Here is a 21,193-nt window from a genome sequence, read left to right as displayed (position 1 = left end):
GAATCTCTCCTAGCGTCCTGGCCATGAGGAAATCCCACAGTCCACGCCGGAAAGTCGTGTCGGGTGGCATGACGCTGGTGACAGCGTTCGCCGCGGTCGCCGCTTGCGGATCGGAGGCCGACCACAGTGCGGCGTCCCCGGCTGCCGGCCCGCACAGCATGCACGCCGGCGCGTCGCCGGCTCCACCGCAGTCGTTGCGCGCCGGCGAGCGGTTCCTGGACCTGAAGATGGCCGAGGCCTACACGCCTACGGCGCCGGAGGGCGGCGGCACGGACGAGTACCGGTGCCAGATGATCGATCCGGGCCTGACCGGGACGGCGTTCGTGACCGGGACCCAGTTCGCGCCGGAGAACATCGCCATCGCACACCACGCCATCGTGTACGCGGTGCCGCCGGACCGTGCCGCCCTGGTGCGTGAGCAGGACGCGAAGACGCCCGGCCTCGGCTGGCAGTGTTTCGGCGGGACCGGCGTGCCCGGCGCCGACGTGGAGGGTGACGACCAGGGCGCGACGTGGGTGGACACCTGGGCGCCGGGCGCCACGGAGACGCTGCTCGACCAGGACATCGGCTTCAAGCTGGGGCCGGGCAGCCTGATCGTCCTCCAGATCCACTACAACCTGCTCGTGACCGACGGCAGACCGGCCGGGTCGGACCGCTCGGCGGTGCGGCTGCGGCTGACGGACGGCACGCCGCAGACCCGGGAGCTCACCACGTTGCCGCTCGACGCGCCGACCGACCTCCCCTGCGCCGCCGACGAGTCGGGTCCGCTCTGTGACCGGGCGGCCTCGATCGCGGACGTGACGAAGCGGTTCGGACCGGATGTCGGCGAGTCGGCGGACCGTCAGGTGAAGGAATGCAACCCGGGCGGCGTGCCGAAGCCGGGCAACACCCAGACCTGCGACCAGAAGGTGCCGGCGCCGATGACGCTGTTCGCCGGTTTCGGCCACATGCACCTGCTCGGGCGGGCCATCAAGGTCGAACTCAACCCGGGCACGCCGAACGCGAAGGTCGTGCTGGACGTCCCGCAGTTCGACTTCGACAACCAGCGGCTGATGAAGCTGCCGTCGCCGGTGGAGATCGGTCCGGGGGACACGCTGCGGGTCACGTGTACGCACGACGCGAGGCTGCGCAGACAGCTGCCGCAACTGAAGAAGCTGCCGCCCCGCTACGTGGTGTGGGGCGACGGCACCAGCGACGAGATGTGCACGGGCATCATGACGGTCTCCCTCCGTACGTCCTGAGGGAGCGCCGACCTCAGAAACGATGGCTGCGGACAGACCCTAGACCGGCCGGGTGAGTCTCAGGTTGTAGGCGAGGATGACCGCCTGTATCCGGTCCCGTGCGCCGATCTTGGCGAGGACCCGCCCGACGTGCGTCTTCACCGTCGACTCCGACAGCGTGAACCGTTGCGCGATCTCGCCGTTGGTCAGGCCGTGGCCGATGGCGACGAGGATCTCGCGCTCGCGGTGGGTCAGGAACCTCAGCCGGGGATCCTTCCGCACGGGTCCGCAGAGCTCATCGTCGAGCTGGTCGGCGAACGCGTCGAGCAGCCGCCGGGTCAGCGCCGGCGCGATCACCGCGTCCCCGGCGGCGACGGCCCGGATGCCGGCGAGCAGTTCCTCCGGGCCGATGTCCTTGAGCAGGAAGCCACTGGCTCCGGCCCGCAGCGCGGCGAACGCGTGCCGTTCCCCGTCGAAGGTCGTCAGCACCAGGATCCGCGAACGCCCACCGGCAGCGATGACGCGCCGGGTCGCCTCGATCCCGTCGACGCCCGGCAGACGGATGTCCATCAGCACCACGTCGGGGCGCCGCTCGATGATCTGCCGGACGGCCTCGGCGCCGTTGCCGGCCTCGCCGACGATCTCGGTGTCGGGGGTGCACTCCAGCAGCACCCGGAACCCGAGGCGCTGCAGCGGCTGGGCGTCCACCACGAGCACAGAAATCACGAATGGCCGCCCTTCAGGGTCGAGACCCGGCGATGCCCAGTTCATACCGAGCGAACCTGAAACGACCGTTAGAAACGGCGCTCAGACGGACTCGTACGGCGCTTTTCAAGCGCACCGTCGCGGTCGACCGGGCGACGGGAGACGCCGGACGGCAACGAACTCGCCACCAAGCGGACCGGCGACTTTTCGCGCTGTCTGAGCGTCGGCTGACGAGCCCGCCCGGCGGCACTAGGTTGCCCGTATGCCGGAGGCTCGCTGACGTGCGCGTCGAGAAGACCGCCGACGGCGCCGCCATGATGCGGGCCCTGGAGCAGCACGCCCCGCGGCGGCTGTTCGACGACCCGTGGTCGGCGCGGCTGATCTCCGGGTGGCCGTCGGCGGTGGTGGCCGTACGCCCGCTGCGGTGGCTGTTCCTGCGCGCTGGAGCGGGCCGGGGCTCTACGCCGCGGTCGTCTGCCGGACCCGGGTCATCGACGACGCCTGCCGAGACGCCCTCGCCGGCGGGATCAGCCGGGTGGTGATCGTCGGCGCGGGGATGGACACCCGTCCCTACCGGATGCCGGAGACGGCCGCCGCCCAGGTGTGGGAGTTCGATCTGGCGTCGGCGCAGCGGGTGAAGAAGGCGACGCTGACCCGGGCGCTGGGAGCCCTGCCCGGGTCACCTACGGGTCACCACCCGGGGCCGCGAGCGAGCCGGACCGGACCGGCCGCGGTGGCCACGTCCACGTCGCTGCCGTGCTGCTGAACGGCGATGACCCCGTCGCGGGACAGATCGGCCGCCACCTCGCGGGTCAGGTCCATCAGCTCGCGCCACGACTCGCCGCCGACGACCCGGGCCGCGTCGCTCGGGCAGATGGTCGACTCGGGGCGCCGGTGCCTCAGCAGCGCCCGGATCGTCGCGGCCAGCCGCACCCGGCGGCCTTCGGGTGTTGGCTCCCACCACGGGTCGCCGCGTTCCCCCAACGCCACCTTGGCGTCCTGTACCCGGGGCCGGGCGGTCCCCGGGTCGCTGCGCACCAGCCGCCGAGCCGCCATCAGCTCGTCGACCAGCTCCTGGCGCAACGGTTCCGGGATGGCGGGGTCGGTGGCCCGCCATCGCCGCCCGGAGACGATCAGGTAGCGGCCGTCCGCCGTCAGCGTGCCGTCCTCACCAGCGCTCATGGGTCCATTGTCCGGCTCCCGCCGACGACCGGTGCGAGGACCTGATCGGCGAGCCGGGATCAGGCGGATCCGGCGCCCCACAGGCTGAGTGCGATGGTCCCCAGCGCGACCACCGTTCGCAGCCAGCTCGGGATGCGTGGCAGGAAGGCGGCCGCGACCAGCGTGAATCCCGCTGCCCCGAGCAGTGCCCCGGCCCAGAACGGTGGTGGGTCGGGCGTGGTGATCGTGACCGTGACCAGCTTGAGCAGGCAGCAGACCACGATCGCACCGAGGACGGTGACGACCGGGGCCCGCCAGGCGCCGGTGGCGAAGGCGAGCACCAGCCAGCTCAGGGCCAGGGCGATCGGTACGCCGTAGAAGACCAGCTCGAGCGCCCGGCCGAAGCAGTCGTCGCCGATGCAGGAGGCGATCGACCCGGCTCTCGCCATGAGGACGGCGGTGATGATGCCGCCGACGAAGGCCGGCGCGATGAGCAGGGTGCGTTCGTCTCTGGCCATGGGAGTTCCTTACTACCGGGGGCGCCGCCCGTGCACTGTAGCGATGATCGTCCCCGCGGGATCCGTCGCGTCTGCAGCCGCCACCTGCTCTGCTGCCCGGGCAGGTGACCACGGCGTGGTCAGGACTGCTCCGACCCCGTCGAGGTGGTGATGCCGACCGGTGGTTCGCCGCCCGCTTCGATGACGTCGACGCATCGGGCGAGGGCGGCGATCATGTACCGGCGCCACAGCGGGGTGAAGGGGCCGGCGAGAATCCATCGGCGGCCGGGGAGCGGCTTGAACTCGTAGGTCCAGCGGATGAGGGTGCCGGGCCCGTCGGGGTTGACGTTGAACTCGCCGCGGATTCCGGCCGCCAGGCGGGACAGGACGTTGGTGAAGTTCGTCAGCTGGTACGCGAAGCTGTGCCCGTCGGTGTATTCGGTGAGGTGTTCGTCGGCCTGGGACCCGTCGTCGAACTGCGGGTTCCGTCGGGCGCCGGCGTGGTCCCACGGTGCGGTCTGGTTCGCGACGCGCGTGATGCCGGGGAAGGGCGCCACCGGGCGGAAGACGGTGGGCAGGTCGATGGGGACCAGGATCCGGAAGGTGTCCGCGGGTGTCTTGCGGGTGCGTTGCTGGACGGTGATGGTGACGGTCCTGTCGGCGGGGCCGATGAGAAGCTCGGTCATGTTTCAGTGCTCCGTGATGGCGAGGGTCGAGTAGTCGCGAGCGACGACGAGGACGACCTTGCCGTTGATCGGGGCGGTGGCGACCTCGGTGTGCACCTGCGCCAGGTCGGCCAGCGGCACCCGCCGGGTCGCACCCAGGTGCAGGGTGCCGGCGTCGAGCAGGGTGACCAGCTCGGCGAGCTGTCCGGCGTCGGGACGGAAGAACAGGTTGATGCCGCGTACGCCGCGGGCCTCGTCGGAGGCGGCCGGCATCCACACGGTGGTGTTGACCAGCACGCCGCCGTCGCGGATCACGGCGGACAGGGCGGCCATCTGCTCCGGGGCGATCGGGGCGAAGTTCAACACGACGTCGACCGGCTCCGCCAGCTCGGGGATGCCGGGGCCGTGGACCTCGTCGGCGCCGGCCGCCGTGGCCTGCTCGGCACTGCGCGGGCCGGTCGTGGCGATCACGTACGCCCCGGCGTGTTTGGCCAGCTGTACCGCGTAGCCGCCGACGACACCGCCCGCGCCGTTGATCAGCACCCGCTGGCCGGCGGTGAGCTTCGCGTGCTCGAACAGCGCCTGCCACGCGGTCAGCCCGACCACCGGCAGACCTGCGGCGTCCACCAGCGGAACGTTCGCCGGGGCTGCCGCCAGGATCGCGGCCGGGGCGACGACATACTCGGCGGCCGCGCCGGTGCTGGTCAGCGGCAGCGCGCCGAGCACACGGTCGCCGACGGCGAAGCCGGTCACGTCCGGGCCGAGGGCGTCGATCGTGCCGGCGAGGTCGATGCCGGGGGTGTGCGGCAGCCGGATCGGGATGGGGCCCTGCATGACCCCGGCGCGGATGTTGCCCTCGACCGGGTTGAACGAGGTCGCCGCGACCCGGATCCGGACCTCGCCGGCGCCGGGAACCGGCTGCTCCACGTCCTCGTAGCGCAGGACGTCGGGGGTGCCGTACTCGTGGAAACGCACTGCCTTCATGACGAGCCTCTTCTTCCTGGACCCAATGTGCTTCGAACTCGAAGCACTCCGTGACGCTAGCATGCTTCGGATTCGAAGCACATGTGATGCGACAGGTGACAGCCGTCTCAACTCGGCGCACCTGGCGCGACAACCCCAGCGTCGCGCAGGGCGGCAGGCGCAAGAATGGTCTCGTCATCCACGGCACGACAGACCATGGATAAGAACTGCGGACCGGCCGGAGGGGAGCGGGCCGGCCGGCGCCGGTGTCCCGCTCCCCGCTTCTGTCAGCCGGCCACCTTCGACGTGAACGCGGTGGTGTAGGTCTTGCTGAGGTCGACCTGGTCCTTCTTGCCCTTGACGTTGGGGGAGAACTGGCTGAGCACCTCCAGCACGTTCCTGGCGCCGTCCTCCTTCATCAGGCCGTCGCCGTTGAACATGCCGATGCTGTCGTGCACCGCCGTGGCGTACAGGGCCGGGTCGCCCGCCGCGAACTCGGCCGGCATCTTCGCGGCGATCTCCTCGGCACTGTGCCCCTTGATCCAGCGCAGCGTCTTGACCAGCGCGTTCGCCAGCTTCTGCACCTGCGCCTGGTGACTGTCGACCCAGGCGCAGTCCATGTAGAGCGAGCTGGCCGGGTAGAGCCCGCCGAGCGCCTGCCGGGCGCCGGCCTCGGTGCGCATGTCGAGCAGGATCCTGCCCTTGCCGCTGCTGACCAGCTTGGCCGCGGTCGGGTCGGTGGTCATGCCGGCGTCGATGCCGCCGTTGTCGATCGCGGCGATGAACGTCTGCCCGGCGCCGGCCTTGACCGTGGTGTAGTCCGCGCTGGTCAGCCCGCCCTTGGTGGCCAGGTACTGGGTGAGGAAGTCGGTGGAGGAGCCGGAGCTGGTGACGCCGAGCTTGCGGCCCTTGAAGTCGGCCGGCGACGTGATCGTCGAGGTGGCCGGGACGATCTCCACCTCGCCGGGCACGTCGGCGAACTGTACGACGCTGGTGATGCACTTGCCCTTGGTCTGCAGGTCGATGGTGTGGTCGTAGAAGCCGACCACACCCTGCACGTCCCCGGAGATCAGCACGTTCTCGGCGGTCGCGCCGGACGGCTCGGTCAGCAGCTGGACGTCCAGACCCTCGGCCTTGAAGCCGCCGAGCTGTTCGGTCAGCTTCGCCGGCAGGTAGATGACCTTGTCGATGCCACCGACCATGATCTTGATGGTGTCGCCGGCGCCGGCGCCTGCGGCGTCGTCGGGGCTGGTGCCGCGGCATCCGGCGAGGGCGAGGGCGGCCACGGTGGTGAGAGCGAGGAATCTACGCACGTTGTTCTCCAGAGGTCCGGACCGGGGGACGCCAGCGGAGAAGCCGGTTCTCCAGCAGCGTGAGCAGCCACTCGGCGAGCAGCGCGACGACGGTGATGATGATCATTCCGGCGTAGATGCCGGCGGCGTCGAACGTGCCCTGGGCGTTGGCGATGAGCAGGCCCAGGCCCTTGTCGGCGCCGGCGTACTCGCCCACCACCGCGCCGATCAGCGCGAAACCGAACGCGGCGTGCAGCGAGGCGAAGATCCAGCTGGTGGCGCTCGGCACGACGATCGAGGTGAGCACCTGGCGGCGGGACGCGCCCAGGATGCGGGCGTTGTCGACCAGGTTGCGGTCGACCTCGCGGGCGCCCTGGAAGGCGTTGAAGAACACCGCGAAGAACACCAGCACGACAGCGGTGGCCACCTTGGAGGTCAGCCCGAGGCCGAACCAGATGATGAACAGCGACGCGAGCACGATCCGGGGCACCGCGTTGGCGGCCTTGATGAACGGCGCCGCCACCTCGGCCACGAACCGGGCCCGTCCGAGCAGGATGCCCAGCACGACCCCGGCGACCGCGCCGATCACGAAGCCGAGCACCGCCTCCTCGAGGGTGACGAGCAGCTGTGTCCACACCGAGCCGAACGCCGTGCCGGTGGTGAACCAGCCGGCCAGGCGCTCCCCGATCGCCGACGGCTTGGAGTAGAAGAAGGGATCGATCCAGTGTGTCGCGGCCAGTTCCCAGCTGCCCAGCCAGACCACGACGAAGACCAGACGGACCGACCACAATCGCGTACGCCGATGGATCGTCTTCTTCGTGGTCGGAATGCTCACCGCGGGCGCGGCCGTCAGCTCAGCCGACACGGCTCACCTCCTGGCGGGCGCGCGCCACCTCGTCGCGCAGGCTCTCCCAGATCTCGCGGTAGGTCGCGACGAACTCGGGCGTCATCCGGATCTCCTCCACCTGGCGCGGGCGTTGCAGCGGCACGTCGAAGATCGCCTTGACGGTCGCCGGGCTGGACGTCATCACCACCACCCGGTCGGCGAGCGCGATCGCCTCCTCCAGGTCGTGGGTCACGAAGATGACCGCCGCGCCGGTGCCCTGCCACAGCCTCAGCAACTCGTCCTGCATGAGCTGGCGGGTCTGCACGTCGAGTGCGCTGAACGGCTCGTCCATCAGCAGGATCCGCGGCTCGTTGACCAGCGTCTGGGCGAGCGCGACCCGTTTGCGCATGCCGCCGGAGAGCTGATGCGGGTAGTAGCCGGCGAACGGTCCCAGCCCGACCCGCTCGACCCAGACCATTGCTCTGGTACGGGCCTCGGCCTTGCTCAGCCCGCGGTAGCGCGGCCCGGCCGCGACGTTGTCGATCACCGACCGCCACGGCATGACCGCGTCGGCCTGGAACATGTAGCCGACGCCGTCCGGGATGCCGCGCACCGGCGCCCCGTCGACCTCGACCTCGCCGCTGGAGGCCGGCTCCAAGCCGGAGACCAGCGACAGCGTCGTCGATTTGCCACATCCGGTCGGGCCGACCACGGCCACGAACTCGCCGGCCGCGACCTCGAAGGTGAGGTCCCGGACGGCCGTGTGCGGTTGGCCACCTGTGCCGGGGAAACGCTTGGTCGCGTTCCGCAGTGCGATTACCGTCAAGGTCTGCGCCCCCTCACCGTCATAGCGGTTTGACTGTTACAGCGGTGTGTCATGGCCGAGACGCTAGGAAGACACGCCGCCCGCCGGAATCCTTGTGGCCGTTGCGGCGCTAACCCGCGTTGACCGCGTATTGCGCGTTTTGCTCACGCGCCCGGATCGATGTCGGCGGCGTTACAGTGCCGACATGTCACACCGACCCGTCCCCGTCGCCTGGCAGGTCCTCGGCCTGCAGGTCGGCCTGCTCGTGGTCGTGTTCGGGCTGGGCTGCACACTGATCGCCTGGCTGTTCGACACCGAGCTGACCGAGCAGTACGGCAGCCGCGCGCTCGCCGTCGCGCACACCCTCGCCGCCGACCCGGCGATCCCGGCGGCCGCGGCCGCCGGCGACCCGGGCGGCCTGCTGCAGACCCGGGCCGAGACCGCGCGCAAGGCCAGCGGCGCGCTGTTCGTGGTGATCACCGACCGCAACGGGATCCGGCTCGCGCACCCCCGCCCGGAGCGCCTGCACGAGCCGGTCAGCACCGACCCCTCGGTGGTGCTCGCCGGGCAGGACACGATCAGTGTGGAGCGCGGCACGCTCGGGCTCTCGGCCCGCGGCAAGACCCCGCTGCGGGCCGCCGACGGCAGCATCGTCGGCGAGGTCAGTGTCGGCTTCGAGGCTGCCGAGGTCCGCGGGTACGTCTGGCGGCAGCTGGGCGTCGCCGGGTTCGTCGCCGGGTGCGCGCTGCTGCTCGGCGTGGCCGGATCCGCCCTGCTCAGCCGCCGGCTCAAGCGGCTGACCCTGGGCCTGGAGCCGGCCGAGCTCGCCGAGCTGATGCGGGAGCGCGAAGCGGTGCTGCGGGGCATCAGCGAGGGTGTGCTCGCCGTCGACGCGGCCGGCCGGGTCACGGTCTGCAACCGGGAGGCGGCCCGGCTGCTCGGCGCCGACCTGCTGCCCGGCACCGCGGTCGCCGACGCCGGCCTGCCGCCCGGCCTGGTCGCGGTCCTCGAACGGCGCGACGCCGACAACGAGATCACCGTCGCCGGTGATCGGGTCCTGGTCGTCACCTACCGCGTGGTCCGGCGGGACGGGCGTGACCTGGGCGGCGTGCTGACCCTGCGGGACCGCACCGACCTGGAGAACGTGACCCGTGAGCTGGACTCGGTGCGCACGCTCAGCAGTGCGCTGCGCGCGTCGCGGCACGAGTTCGCGAACCGGCTGCACGTGCTCTCCGGCCTGCTGCAGAACGGCCACCGCGACGAAGCCCTGGAGTACCTGCACGCGGTCTCCGGCAGCGCGCTCGCGGCGGCCGGGCCGGTCGGGGCGGTCGACGACCCGTACCTGCAGGCCTTCGTCGCCGCCAAGACCGCCGAGGCGGCCGAGAGGGACGTACGCCTGACGTTGTCCGACACCAGCTGGGTCGGCACCCGGGTGACCGCGCCGGTCGAGGTCACCACGGTGCTCGGCATCCTGGTCGACAACGCTCTCGACGCGGCCCGCCGCGGCGCCCGCCGTCCCGCGTGGATCGACCTGGCGCTGCTCTCCGACGACGACGCGCTGCACATCTCGGTCGTCGACTCCGGCGACGGCGTGGCCCCGGGCCTCGGCGAGCAGATCTTCACGGCCGGCGTCACCACCTGCGGCGAGGAGGGCCGCGGCCTCGGGCTGGCCCTGGCCCGGCAGGCGGCCCGCCAACTCGGCGGCGACGTGAGCCTGAGCGCGGTGGCCGGCGACGGGCACGGCGCGGTCTTCGAGGCGCGGCTGCCCCACGCGCTGGTGGCGGTCGCCGCGTGATCCGGGTGCTCGTCGTCGAGGACGACTTCCGGGTCGCGCAGGTCCACGTCGGCTTCACCGCCCGGGTCGACGGCTTCACGGTCGCCGGGACTGCCCGCACCGCCGCCGAGGCCCGGGCGTTCCTGGCCGCCCGCCCGGTGGACCTCGTGCTGCTGGACAGCTACCTGCCGGACGAGTCCGGCCTGGACCTGCTCGCCGGGCTGAGCGTCGACGCGATCATGCTGACCGCCGCGTCGGACGCCGCCTCGGTACGGCTCGCGCTCGCCCGTGGCGCGCTCAACTACCTGGTCAAACCGTTCACCGCGGAGCAGCTCGCGGACCGGCTGACGGCGTACCGCCGCTATCGGACGATCGTGACCGGCCGGCGCGGCCTGGCCCAGGAGGAGATCGACCGTGCCTGGCGGCTCCTGCACGAGGGCGACCGGCCGGCGGCGCCGAAGGGCCAGTCGGCGGTCACCGTCCACCTGGTCCGGGAGGCCCTGCGCCACGCGAGCGTGCCGCGCACCGCCGCCGAGATCGCCGACGAGCTCGGCATCTCCCGCGCGACGGCCCAGCGCTATCTGGCCGCCCTGGCCAGGGACGGCGCCGCCGAGATGCGCCTGCGATACGGCACCACCGGCCGCCCGGAGCACCGCTATCGCTGGCTCACCACCGGCTGAGGTCACGGCTCCCTCCGGCGCGCAGCCCGGCTCCGGCGGGATCAGGCGAAGTAGAGCCGCCCGAGCCCGTCGGCGAGCTGCAACCCGTGGTATCGGCCGTAACCGGTCGTGACTGTGCGGGTGGTGTCGAAGCCGGTGCCGTTGTTGATCCGGACGTTGACGTTGGTGCCGTCGTGGATCACCAGGTCGTCCTTGCCGTCACCGTTGTAGTCGGCGAAGTAGAGCCGGCCGAGCCCGTTGCTGATCTGCAGCCCGTGGTATCGGCCGTACCCGGAGGTGAGGTTGCGGGTGGTGTCGAAGCCGGTGCCGTTGTTGATCCGGACGTTGACGTTGGTGCCGTCGTGGATGACGAGGTCGTCCCGGTTGTCGCCGTTGTGGTCGGCGAAGTACAACTGCCCGAGCCCGTCGGCGACCTGCAGCCCGTGATACCGGCCGTAGCCGGAGGTCAGGTTGCGGGTGGCGCCGAAGCCGGTGCCGTTGTTGATCCGGACGTTCACGTCGGTGCCGTCGTGGATGAACAGATCGGTCCTGCCGTCGCCGTCGTAGTCGGCGAAGTGGAGTTCGCCCAGCCCGTCGGGGACGTGCGACCCGTGGTACCGGCCGTAACCGGTGGCGACGGTGAAGCTCGGACCGAAACCGGTGCCCAGGTTCAGCCGGACGTTGACGTCCGAGCCGTCGTGCACGATCAGGTCGGTCTTGTGGTCGTCGTTGTAGTCGGCGAAGTGCAGCTCGCCGAGCCCGTCGGTGACGTCCAGGCCGTGATACCGGCCGTAACCGGTGGTCACCCGTGCGCCGGTGTCGAACCCGCCGCTGCTCACGCCCTTGCGGACCGTCACGTCTGAGCCGTGGTGCACGACGAGGTCGGCGCGGGCGTCGCCACTGAAACTGTCGTGGGTGTTCAGCACCCAGCCGTCGGCGACCGCCTGCTGGAGCCCGGCGAAGTACGAGTCGGCCATGACGACGTACCCGGCATTGTCGGGATGCAGGTCGTCGGTCATCTGGGCGGAGGTGACCGGCATGTCGGCGTAACGGACCTTGTTGCCCTGGGCTGCCTCGTTCGCGGCGATCTCCCGCACCCCGGCGTTGACCGCGGGGACCTTGTCGCCGAGGCCGGTGGTTCCCGGGAGCAGGCCGCTCAGCACGATGGTGACGTCCGGGCGGTCGAGGATGATCCGGTTCACCAGATCGTCCAGCCGGCTCACCACGGTCTCCGCGGTGTTCGTGGTCAGGTCGTTGATCCCGGCGTGCAGCAGCACGACATCCGGGTTCTCGGCGTCCATCCAGGCGTCGATCTTCTCGCGCAGCTGCACGACGGTCCAGCCGCTGTGGCCCTCGTGGTCCATGTCGGCCATCGCGGCGTCGCTGGTCATCGAGCCGACGTAGTCGATCGTGTACTGACTCTGCTGCGCGACGAGGCTCAGCAGCCGGGGCCGGTACCCGAGTCCCCACGGGCTGCTGCCGGAGCCCCGGGTGATGGAGTCACCCAGCGGCATCACCTTCACTCGGGGACCCGCCGCCTGGGCGGACGTGGCAGGCAGAACCAGGGCAGTGGCCGACAGCGCCGCGGCGAGCAGCGCCGCGGCAGGACGGAGGGTCTTCATACGACTCCGATGCGATCAGGGGAATGACCCGGCAATCTACCGTCGGAGATCCGCAGATTTCCACCCGTGAATGGCGTCGGCCTCAGGCGCGGCGCCCGGCCAGCATCCCGCGGGGCGGGACCGAGTAGACCGGCACCTCGCGTACGCCGTGGCGGCGCAGGATCGCGTTGACGGCGGTGGCGGCCGACGCGGCCGAGCGTTCCATCAGCGCGCACGGGAACGGCATCCGGACCCAGTCGCCGGCCAGGAACAGTCCGTCGGCCCCGGTGGTCACGCCCGGCCGGGTGACGTCACTGCCCACCTCGAACGCGGGCGCGTCGTAGCCGATCCGGGTGTCACTGTCGACGGCCCGCAGACCCCTCGCCTCCGGCCAGATCCCGCCGAGCTGCGACCACATCTCACGGTCCGCGGTCGGAGCGTCGAGGCCGGCGTCCGCGGCGTAGGCGTGCAACTCCACGACCGCGCCTCCGGTGCGGCGCGCCCAGCGGGCCGAGCCCCGCTCGACGCGGTGGAACAGGCTCACCGAGTCCAGGAGCGGCTCACGGGCGACGCTGCTGAACATCGCACGGTCCGCGGCGACGTCCCGGTCGGTCCAGATCCGGCTGACGGCGTACGGCGCGGTGGTCCGTACCGTCGCGATCTGCCTGGCCAGCAAGGGTGCCAGGCCGGCCACGGCGGGGGAGGCGGCGACGAGCCGGCGGGCGCTGCCCGGATCGGTGGCCAGGACGACGTGATCGGCCCGGACCGTGGCGCCGCCGGCGAGGGTGACGGTCCAGCCCGGTTCGATCCGGTCGACGGTCGCGCCGGTGCGGATGTCCGCGCCGAGCGCCTGCAACCGTTCGCACAGCGGGGTCCAGATCGACGTCTGGTAGTCGTCGTCGGGCGCGTCGAAGTCCAGCCCCTCGGCGTTGCGCAGGAAGTAGAAGTGGAACTGCATGATCATCTCAGCGGCCGACATCTGCCCCGCCGGGTTGAAGAACGAGTGCGCGAACACGTCGAACAGCAGCGCGCGGGCCCGGTCGGGCATGGCGAGCCGGTCGAGGTACTCCGCCGCCGACATCGTGTCGAACTCCTGGTAGGTCCGCGTCCGCGAGTACCGCAGCAGGGCCGTCGCGGCCGGCCCGTCGACGTCGCGCATCTCGCGCAGCCGCAGACTGGGGGAGCGGGCGATCAGCGCGAGCAGGCTCCACGGGGGCCGGCCCGGCAGACCACCGAAGTCCTCGTCCGGCCAGGCCCGCGACACCACCGGGTACTGCCCGGCCGGGCGCAGGAAGGACAGCGACGGGTCGATCCGGCGCAGGATGTTCCGCCAGTTGTAGTACTGCCGGAAGAAGGCGTGGAAGCCGTGCCCGACCATCTCGGTGGAGCCGTCCGCCAGCCGTTTCGGCCACGCCGACAGCCGGCCGCCGAGCCGGTCGTCGCGCTCCAGCACCGTCACCGCGACGCCGCGCTCCGCCAGCAGCAGCGCCGCGGTCATGCCCGCGATCCCGCCCCCGACCACCACCGTGCGCGCCGGGTGCCCGATCGTCCGCGGCAGTGACCGGTCGACGTGCGTGACGCGGTGGGCGTGACGGCTCCGGGAGCCGTGACCGTGGGAAGGTGTCATGTCCCCGAAGGTTCCCGGACGGCCGGCACCCAACCCTGCCGTGCCCACCGGGACGGGCATGGTTCAGGGCCGGGCCGCCGATGAAGCTCTGGGGGAGCCGTTACGAACAGGTGCCCGGGCCGGCGAAGACCCAGGGCAGGTTGACCTTGCGGAAGACGATCGAGCGGTGGGACGTCGAGCTGTCGTCCGTGTTCTCGTTCACTTCGACCAGGGCGCCGATGGTGAAGTCGGCGGTCTTGGCGATGCTGGAGTAGCCACCCTCCTTGACCGCGAGGCTGCCCAGGCCCGACCAGCCCGGCGCGGTGTGTGACGGCAGCGGCGCGTCGTTGAGGGTGCGGTAGCAGGGCCAGGTCCTGGCCTCGTCGTTGCTGATCTTCACCTCCATCTTGGTCCGGGTGCCGGTGCTCGCGGAGTTGAGGAAGACGATGCGGGCGGGCGAGTTGAGGTTGTAGCGCATCGTGGAACCCTCGGACCGGGGGTCCAGCAGGCGGTTGTCCGGCGCGTACGTGTCGAAGCCGTTCTCGATCGTGCCGCGGGTGACCCAGCGGCGCTGGGTCGAGGCCACGTCGTCGTCCCAGTAGGCGGCGGCCCGATCGTTGCGGTAGAGCTGGCCGTCGGTGAGCTCCAGCACCGTGCCCTCGCTGGTGCCCTGCATCGTGTTCCCGGTGCCCTTCTCGGTGATGAGCTGGGTCTTCCACGTCGCGCCGTGGTCATCGCTGTAGATGTTGCGGCTGACGGCGGGAATCACCAACCGGCCCGCGTGCTCGCCGGTGGTGATCTGGACGCCCACGCCGGGGCCGACCGCGTCCCAGGCCCAGACAGTGCCGACCCCGCGGGTCCTGGGCTTGACCGCCTCGCTGATGTTGACCGGCGTGGCCCAGCTCACCCCGTCATCGTCACTGGAGGTCACATAGACGCGGCGCTGGTCCCACTCGGTGATCTTGGTCGTCCCGGCCGAGCCGTGCTGGCTGTAACCGGCGGGGTTCCACGACATGAACAGCCAGATCCTGTTGTTGCTCTGGTCCACCACCGCGGTCGGGTTGCCCCAGGTGCCGGAGCCCGCCCCGACGACCTCGCTCAGCGCCGACCAACTGGCACCGTCGTCGGTCGAGCGCTTGTAGACCAGGTTGATGTTGCCCCAGTCAGAGTTGTCCGACGCGCGCCCCTCGGCGAAGGCGAGGAGCGTGTGCTTGGTGGTCTGCACCAGCGAGGGAATGCGGAACGAATGGTAGGTGATGCCGTTCAGAACCTCGCTACCACCGCCGTCGAAGAGCAGTTTCTCGGAGTGGCTCGCGGCCGCGGCACCTGCCGGTGCCGGTGGAACGGTGGCGGTGACCGCAACCGCCAGCAGCGATGCGGCCACCGCTGTCGCAGTACTGCGCCGTCCCCGCTTCAGGAATCGACGAAGAGAACCTGCCGTCAGCACTGACAATGCCATCCTTCTTCCCGTTACAGCATCCGATCAGGACACTGGTCGACTTGATCGACTCGGGCAACTGTATGGATGCCGAATGGCCGGTTCAAGTGCCATCCGTGCACCCACCGGTGCGCAGCGTGTGCCCGTGTGGCCCGCTGCCTCAGCCGTGCAGAGCGGTGATCAGGGCGGCGGCGTCGGTGCTGGTGGGACGGTCGCTGACCTGGCCGTCGCCGATCTCGATGAGGCGCCAGCGGCCGTCCTCGTGGCGGGCCAGGTCGGCGGTGACGAACGGCAGGCCCAGCGACCTGATCACCGGGGTCAGGAACTCCGGGTCGAGGCCGGCCGGTGGCAACTCGCCGGGAGTGTCGGGGTGGGCGGTGACCAGCCGGCACTCGCCACCGATCCACCAGGTGCGGACCTCGGCGCCGGTGAGCGGCTCGAAGCGGCGCAGCACGAAACCGCCGGTGAACTCGTCGTCGCGCAGCTCGCGGAAGCGGCTCGCGACCTTCCACGCCGCGTCCGGATCGGCGACCGACGGGAGGTACGCGGCCTCGTGCCAGTGATGCTTCATCGACTTCGTGTAGTCGCGCAGCACCGCGGCCCCATCGCCGAGCGACGCGCACGCCGCCGCGAAGTCCGTTCGGGAGTCCCCGACGGTCCACACCGCCGGCGGCGTGTGCCCGGCCGCCGCCGCATACCACCCCGGCAGCTCGTGGGCGCGCTGGTAGTCGCCGGCGCCGGTCCGCAGCGTGACGCCGCGCCGGGACAGCGCGGCGGCCAGCGACGCGTACTGCGGGCTGCGCAGCATCCAGCCGCGGTAGACGGCGTCCGCGCCGGCGGGCACCCGGGCCACAGCCGCGTCGGCCGGCCCGCCGCGGGTCAGCGCGTCGTGGTCGACGACCGCGACCTCGATCCCCGCCTCCCGCGCCGCGGCCACCTCCCCGGCGAAGTGCTCGTCCGGCCGTCGCGGTCGCAGCACATCCCCGGGCACCAGCAGCAGCATGCCGAGAATGCTAGGGCCCGCTCACCACCCGGTTGCGCCCGGCGCGTTTGGCCGCGTAGAGCGCCTCGTCCGCGAGCTTGATCAACTCCTCGGGGGAGGACGCTCCGGCCGGGTTCGCCGAGGTCACGCCCACGCTCACGGTGACGATGGCGTCGTCGGCGACCGGGTGCGGCTCCCGCAGCCGCGACACCGCCCGGCACGCCCGTTCGGCGACCACCATCGCGTTCTCCTCGTTGGCGCCGGGCATGACGATGCAGAACTCCTCACCGCCGTACCGCGCGACCAGGTCGGTGACCCGGACGCTGTCGCGCAGCGCGTCGGCGACCAGCCGCAGGCAGTTGTCGCCGCCCTGATGGCCGAAGTGGTCGTTGTACTTCTTGAACTGGTCGATGTCGACCATGGCCACCCCGATCGGCTCCTGCGAGCGTTTCGAGCGCAGCCACTCGGCGTCGAGGAACGTGGTCAGCTTGCGCCGGTTCGGCAGCCCGGTCAGCGGGTCGGTGACGGTCAGCAGTTCGAGCCGCCGGTTGGCCTCCGCGAGGGCCTCGGTGCGTTCGGCGACCTTGCGCTCCAGCGACGCGTACACCTGCGCGTTCTCCAGGGAGACGGTGAGCTGCCCGGCGATGAGCTGCACCGCGTCGAGGCGCCCGGCCGAGAACGCGCGCCGGGTGAGCCGGTTCTCCAGGACCAGCATCGCCCGCGGCCGGCCCTGGCCGATCACCGGCACGACCAGCAGCGAGCAGTTGTCGAGGCCGGCCAGGTACGGGTCGCGTGACACCCGCCCGTCGAGGGTCACGTCGTCGACGAGCAGCGGCTCCCGGGTGCGTTCGGCGTGCCGGATCGCGGTCAGCGGCAGCCCGCCCTCGTCGTCGAACACCCACCCGTCGACGGCGGGGTCCCAGAGCACCACCCGCACGGCGGTCGCCCCGGTCATCGCCTTGAGCACGTGCTGCACCCGTGCCCGCAGGCTGTCCAGGTCGGTCTCGGAGCTGAGCACCCGGGCCGCCTCGAGCACCGCCATCAGGTCGATGACCTCGGTGGACAGGCTGTCGAGCGTCGCGGCCCGGGGCGTGGCGGGGCCGGCCAGGCGGGAGCCCAGCGACGGGTAGGCGCGTTTCAGGTCGTGGACCTTGCCGGTCGCGCCCCACCGGGCGTACCCCTGCAGCGCCTCGGCCAGCAGCCGGTCGCCGACGTGTTCCAGGCCGTTGGCCAGGTAGAACCGCGCGGCCCGTTCGGCGATCAGCGGCGCGTGCCAGGACTGTGCGGTGGCCGAGGCGTCCTGCAGCGCGGCGTCGTAGGCGACCGCGGCGGCCTGGAAGTCGCCGAGCACCGCCGCGCGGGTCGCCTCGGCGAACCGGTGCAGGTGCCGGTAGTTGCCCGGCTGGTCGAGCGCGCGGCCGGCCAGGAAGTCCCGGCTCCGGTCCAGATCGTTCAGCGCGGCCTCCCGGCCGGCGTCGCCGGACCGTTGCGCCCGGACCGCCGCGCCGAGCACTGCTAGCAGGTGCGCCGGCGCCTGCAGGTAGACGCCGGGGATCGTCGGCAGCAGCCCGACCGCGGTCGCGCTGTGCCGGGCCAGCGCGTCGTCGTCGCCGGTGATCGCGGCGGCCAGCGCCTTCGACACCACGAAGAACGCGCTGGCCGCGTCGTTGCCGGCGAGCTCGGGATGCTCGCCGAGGGACACCTCCGTGCCGCGCAGGACCCGCACCAGGCGCTGACCGACGACGAACATCGAGGTCTCGTACTCGGCGCCGATCCGCTGCCCGAACGCCTGGCCCGCCTCGGCCTCCCGGGCGAACGCCTCCAGATCCGGCGCGCTGCCCAGCATCTGCGGCACCGACGCGTAGTAGGTGTAGAAGGCGCTGCGCAGGTCCCCGCCGCGCAGCAGCCCGTCGCGCGCCTGGTGGGCCAGCCGCACGCCGTTGTCCAGCGGCTCGAACCACGGCACCCCGGCGAGCGCGTGCAGGAACCTGACCTGCGAGACCTCCGGCTCGTAGCCGTGCTTCTCGCCGGCCGCGATGATCACGCGCAGCGCGTCGTAGGCGGCCCGGTACTCGCCGCCGCTGGAGATCGTGATGATGCCGATGTTGCCGATCGTGCCGACCAGCGCCGCGCTGACCCCGTGCCCGGCCCAGATCCGCGCGGCCTGCGCCACCAGCCACGCCATCAGCCGCTGATCGGCGAAGAACGCCGCCGGGGTCATCCGATTCAGCAGATGCGCGACCGCGAGAAGCCGTTCGTCGCTCAGTTCCGGATGGTTCCCGCCGTCGTCGTGATGGGCCAGCCACGCGTAGAAGGCCGCCAATCCGGTGCCGATCTCCGGCCCCATCCGCTCCGGGTCGGGAACGTCGATGCCGAGCGCGCCGAGAAGGTCGATCCCGAGCGCGAGCGCCTCGGCGAGCAGGCGCCGATTGGTGAGCGCGCCGATCTGCTCGGCGACCGGCCCGGCGAACCAGATCGGATCGTGATCACCCTTGCTGAGCTGGCCGAACTCGCGATCGGCCGCCTCGAATCGGCCCAGGGCGCAGAGCGCCGAATGCCATTCCGCGCGCGTGTCGTCGTACGCCGGATCGTCGGGGGAGAGCAGGCGGAGCGACGCCGCGAGATAAAGCTCGGCCCCCGCATGATTGGCGACGAGCCGCGCGGCATTCGCGGCTCGCCGCATCAGGGCCGTCGCGGTCCGCTCCTCCCCTTCCACAGAGATTCCCGGTACGGCCATGGCCGCGCCCGCCGCCAGATACTGCGGTGCCGCCGCGAGGGCGTGCGCCGGATCCGCCGCGAGCCGCCGCGCCAGCGTGAGGCTCAGCCGCGCCCGCTCGTCCGCGGCCAGGCGCCCGAACGCGGCCTGGTGGATCCGGTCGTGCCGGAACCGCGCGGTCCGCGCGCCGACCGTGACCAGCTCGTCGTCGGCGGCCGGCCGCAGCGCCGCGGTGACCTCGTCGGCGTCCCGCGCGGCCGCCACCCCCAGCTGATCCAGGTCGACCTCTCCGCCGAGCCCGGCCATCATGTCGAGCATCTCGCCGGCCTCGGCCGGCAGCGCGGCGATCCGCGCGCCGAGCAGCGCCGGCACGTCGCCGTGGCCGACGAACCGCCGGACCGCGGCGTCGTCCCACCGCCAACCGGTGCCCTCGGGAACCAGGGTGCCCTCCCGGCGCAGCGCGTTGATCAGCTCGACCGTGTCGAACGGGTTGCCGCCGGTCCGCCCGGCGAGCACCGCGGCCAGCGGCGCGGCTTCGGTGACCGGCAGCCGCAGCATCTCGGCGACCAGCCGCGGCAGGTCGTCCGGCCCGAGGTTCGCCAGGCGGATCTCGCCGGCGTCGCCGCGCTCGTGACGCAGCCGGTCGAGCAGCGCGGCCAGCGGGTGGGCCCGGTCGATCTGCTCCTCCCGGCAGGCGCCGAGCACCAGCAGGCCGGGCACGTCGGGCTGGTCGAGCACGTCGTCGAGGAACTGGAACGCCGCTCCGGCCGCCCACTGCAGGTCGTCGATGAACAGCACCACCGGGCTCGCGCCGCTCGCGACGGTCCGCAGCACCGCGGAGGTGGCCAGCCGGATCCGGGCGAACAGGGCGCGCGGATCGTCGGTCAGCGGCTCCTCGCCCGGCACGCCGAGCAGCGCGCGAAACGGCGGCGACAGGGTCGCGAACAGGGCGGTGTTCGGCCCGAGTGCGTCCCGCAGCCGGGTCCGCAGCTGCGCCACCACCTCCTCGGGCTCGGACAGCAGCTGAGAACCGAGAAGATCGAAGGCCTGCCGTACGGCGTCACCGCCCACGTCGCGCCGGAACTGGTCGAACTTCCCGGCGACGAACCATCCACCGGCGGCCTCGACGGCGGGGCGCAACCGGTCCGCCAGCGACGTCTTGCCGACCCCCGCGGGCCCGGTGATCAGGGCGAGCGCGCTGTGCCCGGCGACCGTCCCGGCGAGCAGCGCGTGCAGTGCCGCGAGGGGCGCGTCCCGCCCGATCAGGGTGGCCGGCGGAGCCAGGCGCAGCGGGAAGTCGCGGCTGCCCAGCACGTCCAGGCCGCCCAGCCGCAGCAGCGTCAGGTCGTGGGCGAGTCCTTCGCCGCTCTGGTAGCGGCGGTCCGGCTCCTTCTCCAGCAGCCGCATGACGATCCGCGACAGCATCGCCGGGAACTGCGGGTTCACCTCGGCGGGCGGCACCGGCACCCGGGCCAGGTGGTCGTGGATCAGGCTCAGCGGGTCCCGATCCCCGTCCCGGCCGAACGGCGGCGCCCCGGTGGCCAGCTCGTAGAGGGTCGCGCCGAGCGCGTACAGGTCGGCGCGGTGGTCGACCGGCCGCCCGGTGCGCCCGGTCTGCTCCGGCGCCAGGTAGGGCAGGGTGCCGGCGAGACCGTCCTCGGGCACCGTGCAGTGGTGGTCCTGCACGGTCAGCGCGGCCAGCTCGAAGTCGATCAGCGTCGGCTCGCCGGTCTCGCCGACCAGGATGTTCGCCGGGCTGACGTCGCGATGGATCACCCCGTGCCGGTGGACGTCGGCGAGCACGAGGGCCAGCCGGTGCGCCAGGTCCACCAGCCGGTCCACCGGCCAGGGCCCGGGAGAATCCGCGACAGTACGGCCGGAGGTGTCCCGCAACCGCAGCACCCCGTCCCCGTCGCCGGCCAGCTGCGGCGTGCCCGGCACCCCGGTGAGGCGGCGCAGCGCGGCGACCTCGGTGCGCAGCCGCTCCGGCGCGCCCGGCCCGAGCGGCTGTTTGCTGACTGTCCCGCTGCCGTCCGCGGCGCGGATCCGGGTCACCCGGGTGCGCTCGCTGTCGTAGAGCAGCTCTTCAAGCCGGTCTGACGTCACGTACTCACCGATCGGCAGCTTCGTGCGATTCGTTACACCGAATCCGAAAACCTCAGATCGCTACCGCGTCCGCCGCGCCCGCGCCCGCCCGGGACAGCGGATCCCAGGCCCGGACCGGGCGGCCCCCGTCGCCCGGGACAGCTGCCGTCGGGCATCGTCCGGGCGGTTGCGCGCGTC

The 21,193-nt window shown here is 71.9% G+C and carries 17 protein-coding genes; 4 read left to right on the top strand and 13 right to left on the bottom strand.

Features of this window, described 5'->3' with window-relative positions:
- Nucleotides 1-23 precede the first annotated feature (23 nt).
- Nucleotides 24-1,241, top strand: coding sequence for a monooxygenase (locus tag Acy02nite_RS24640; RefSeq protein ID WP_239175162.1), 1,218 nt, complete (start codon nucleotides 24-26; stop codon nucleotides 1,239-1,241).
- Between the two features lie 39 nt (nucleotides 1,242-1,280).
- Here Acy02nite_RS24640 and Acy02nite_RS24635 read toward each other — a convergent pair whose 3' ends face one another.
- The gene (locus tag Acy02nite_RS24635; RefSeq protein WP_239175161.1) at nucleotides 1,281-1,946 is read right to left on the bottom strand and encodes a response regulator; all 666 of its coding nucleotides are present in this window, start codon (nucleotides 1,944-1,946) and stop codon (nucleotides 1,281-1,283) included.
- 403 nt (nucleotides 1,947-2,349) lie between these two features.
- On the opposite strand from Acy02nite_RS24635, the gene Acy02nite_RS24630 reads away from it, so the two are divergent.
- Nucleotides 2,350-2,691, top strand: coding sequence for a class I SAM-dependent methyltransferase (locus Acy02nite_RS24630; protein ID WP_203744458.1), 342 nt, complete (start codon nucleotides 2,350-2,352; stop codon nucleotides 2,689-2,691).
- On the opposite strand, the gene Acy02nite_RS24625 is transcribed toward Acy02nite_RS24630, so the two are convergent.
- From Acy02nite_RS24625 to Acy02nite_RS24595, 7 genes are all read right to left on the bottom strand, one after another.
- The gene (locus Acy02nite_RS24625; RefSeq protein WP_239175160.1) at nucleotides 2,616-3,107 is read right to left on the bottom strand and encodes a DUF3253 domain-containing protein; all 492 of its coding nucleotides are present in this window, start codon (nucleotides 3,105-3,107) and stop codon (nucleotides 2,616-2,618) included. The genes Acy02nite_RS24630 and Acy02nite_RS24625 overlap by 76 nt on opposite strands.
- Before the next feature lie 59 nt (nucleotides 3,108-3,166).
- Nucleotides 3,167-3,604 carry a hypothetical protein gene (locus Acy02nite_RS24620; protein ID WP_203744456.1) on the bottom strand — a complete coding sequence of 146 codons (438 nt, stop codon included), beginning with the start codon at nucleotides 3,602-3,604 and terminating at the stop codon, nucleotides 3,167-3,169.
- A 119-nt stretch (nucleotides 3,605-3,723) separates the two neighbouring features.
- Entirely contained in the window at nucleotides 3,724-4,269 is a 546-nt protein-coding gene (locus Acy02nite_RS24615) for an SRPBCC family protein (RefSeq protein ID WP_203744454.1), read from the bottom strand.
- A 3-nt stretch (nucleotides 4,270-4,272) separates the two neighbouring features.
- Nucleotides 4,273-5,232 carry an NADP-dependent oxidoreductase gene (locus Acy02nite_RS24610; protein WP_203744452.1) on the bottom strand — a complete coding sequence of 320 codons (960 nt, stop codon included), beginning with the start codon at nucleotides 5,230-5,232 and terminating at the stop codon, nucleotides 4,273-4,275.
- Between the two features lie 266 nt (nucleotides 5,233-5,498).
- Nucleotides 5,499-6,524: an ABC transporter substrate-binding protein gene (locus Acy02nite_RS24605; protein ID WP_203744450.1), complete on the bottom strand. Its 1,026-nt coding sequence runs from the start codon at nucleotides 6,522-6,524 to the stop codon at nucleotides 5,499-5,501.
- Nucleotides 6,517-7,368 (bottom strand): ABC transporter permease, encoded by an 852-nt coding sequence (locus Acy02nite_RS24600; RefSeq protein ID WP_239175159.1) that lies wholly within the window; start codon nucleotides 7,366-7,368, stop codon nucleotides 6,517-6,519. Before Acy02nite_RS24600 ends, Acy02nite_RS24605 begins: the two co-directional genes overlap by 8 nt.
- Nucleotides 7,358-8,155, bottom strand: a complete 798-nt coding sequence (locus Acy02nite_RS24595) for an ABC transporter ATP-binding protein (protein ID WP_203744448.1) — start codon at nucleotides 8,153-8,155, stop codon at nucleotides 7,358-7,360. Before Acy02nite_RS24595 ends, Acy02nite_RS24600 begins: the two co-directional genes overlap by 11 nt.
- Before the next feature lie 184 nt (nucleotides 8,156-8,339).
- Between Acy02nite_RS24595 and Acy02nite_RS24590 the strand changes: the two genes are divergently transcribed.
- The gene (locus Acy02nite_RS24590) at nucleotides 8,340-9,929 is read left to right on the top strand and encodes a sensor histidine kinase (protein ID WP_203744446.1); all 1,590 of its coding nucleotides are present in this window, start codon (nucleotides 8,340-8,342) and stop codon (nucleotides 9,927-9,929) included.
- The gene (locus Acy02nite_RS24585) at nucleotides 9,926-10,588 is read left to right on the top strand and encodes a response regulator (RefSeq protein WP_239175158.1); all 663 of its coding nucleotides are present in this window, start codon (nucleotides 9,926-9,928) and stop codon (nucleotides 10,586-10,588) included. Before Acy02nite_RS24590 ends, Acy02nite_RS24585 begins: the two co-directional genes overlap by 4 nt.
- Nucleotides 10,589-10,629: 41 nt before the next feature.
- Here the strand turns inward: Acy02nite_RS24585 and Acy02nite_RS24580 are convergent, their stop codons facing one another.
- The 5 genes from Acy02nite_RS24580 to Acy02nite_RS24560 all read right to left on the bottom strand — a co-directional run bounded on the left by Acy02nite_RS24580 (nucleotide 10,630) and on the right by Acy02nite_RS24560 (nucleotide 21,016).
- A complete protein-coding gene (locus Acy02nite_RS24580; RefSeq protein WP_203744444.1) occupies nucleotides 10,630-12,189 on the bottom strand; it encodes a GDSL-type esterase/lipase family protein in 1,560 nt (519 codons plus the stop codon).
- Between the two features lie 82 nt (nucleotides 12,190-12,271).
- Nucleotides 12,272-13,795, bottom strand: a complete 1,524-nt coding sequence (locus Acy02nite_RS24575) for an FAD-dependent oxidoreductase (RefSeq protein WP_203744442.1) — start codon at nucleotides 13,793-13,795, stop codon at nucleotides 12,272-12,274.
- Nucleotides 13,796-13,895: 100 nt separating this feature from the next.
- A complete protein-coding gene (locus Acy02nite_RS24570) occupies nucleotides 13,896-15,158 on the bottom strand; it encodes a sialidase family protein (protein ID WP_203744440.1) in 1,263 nt (420 codons plus the stop codon).
- Between the two features lie 214 nt (nucleotides 15,159-15,372).
- Nucleotides 15,373-16,215, bottom strand: a complete 843-nt coding sequence (locus Acy02nite_RS24565; protein ID WP_203744438.1) for an ATP-grasp domain-containing protein — start codon at nucleotides 16,213-16,215, stop codon at nucleotides 15,373-15,375.
- A gap of 10 nt (nucleotides 16,216-16,225) precedes the next feature.
- Nucleotides 16,226-21,016: a diguanylate cyclase gene (locus Acy02nite_RS24560; RefSeq protein WP_203744436.1), complete on the bottom strand. Its 4,791-nt coding sequence runs from the start codon at nucleotides 21,014-21,016 to the stop codon at nucleotides 16,226-16,228.
- Nucleotides 21,017-21,193: the final 177 nt, after the last annotated feature.

Source organism: Actinoplanes cyaneus, assembly GCF_016862095.1.
In the GTDB taxonomy this organism is placed as follows: domain Bacteria; phylum Actinomycetota; class Actinomycetes; order Mycobacteriales; family Micromonosporaceae; genus Actinoplanes; species Actinoplanes cyaneus.
The sequence above is the reverse complement of the archived record's forward strand: the minus strand, read 5'-3'. Positions and strand labels throughout refer to the sequence as shown.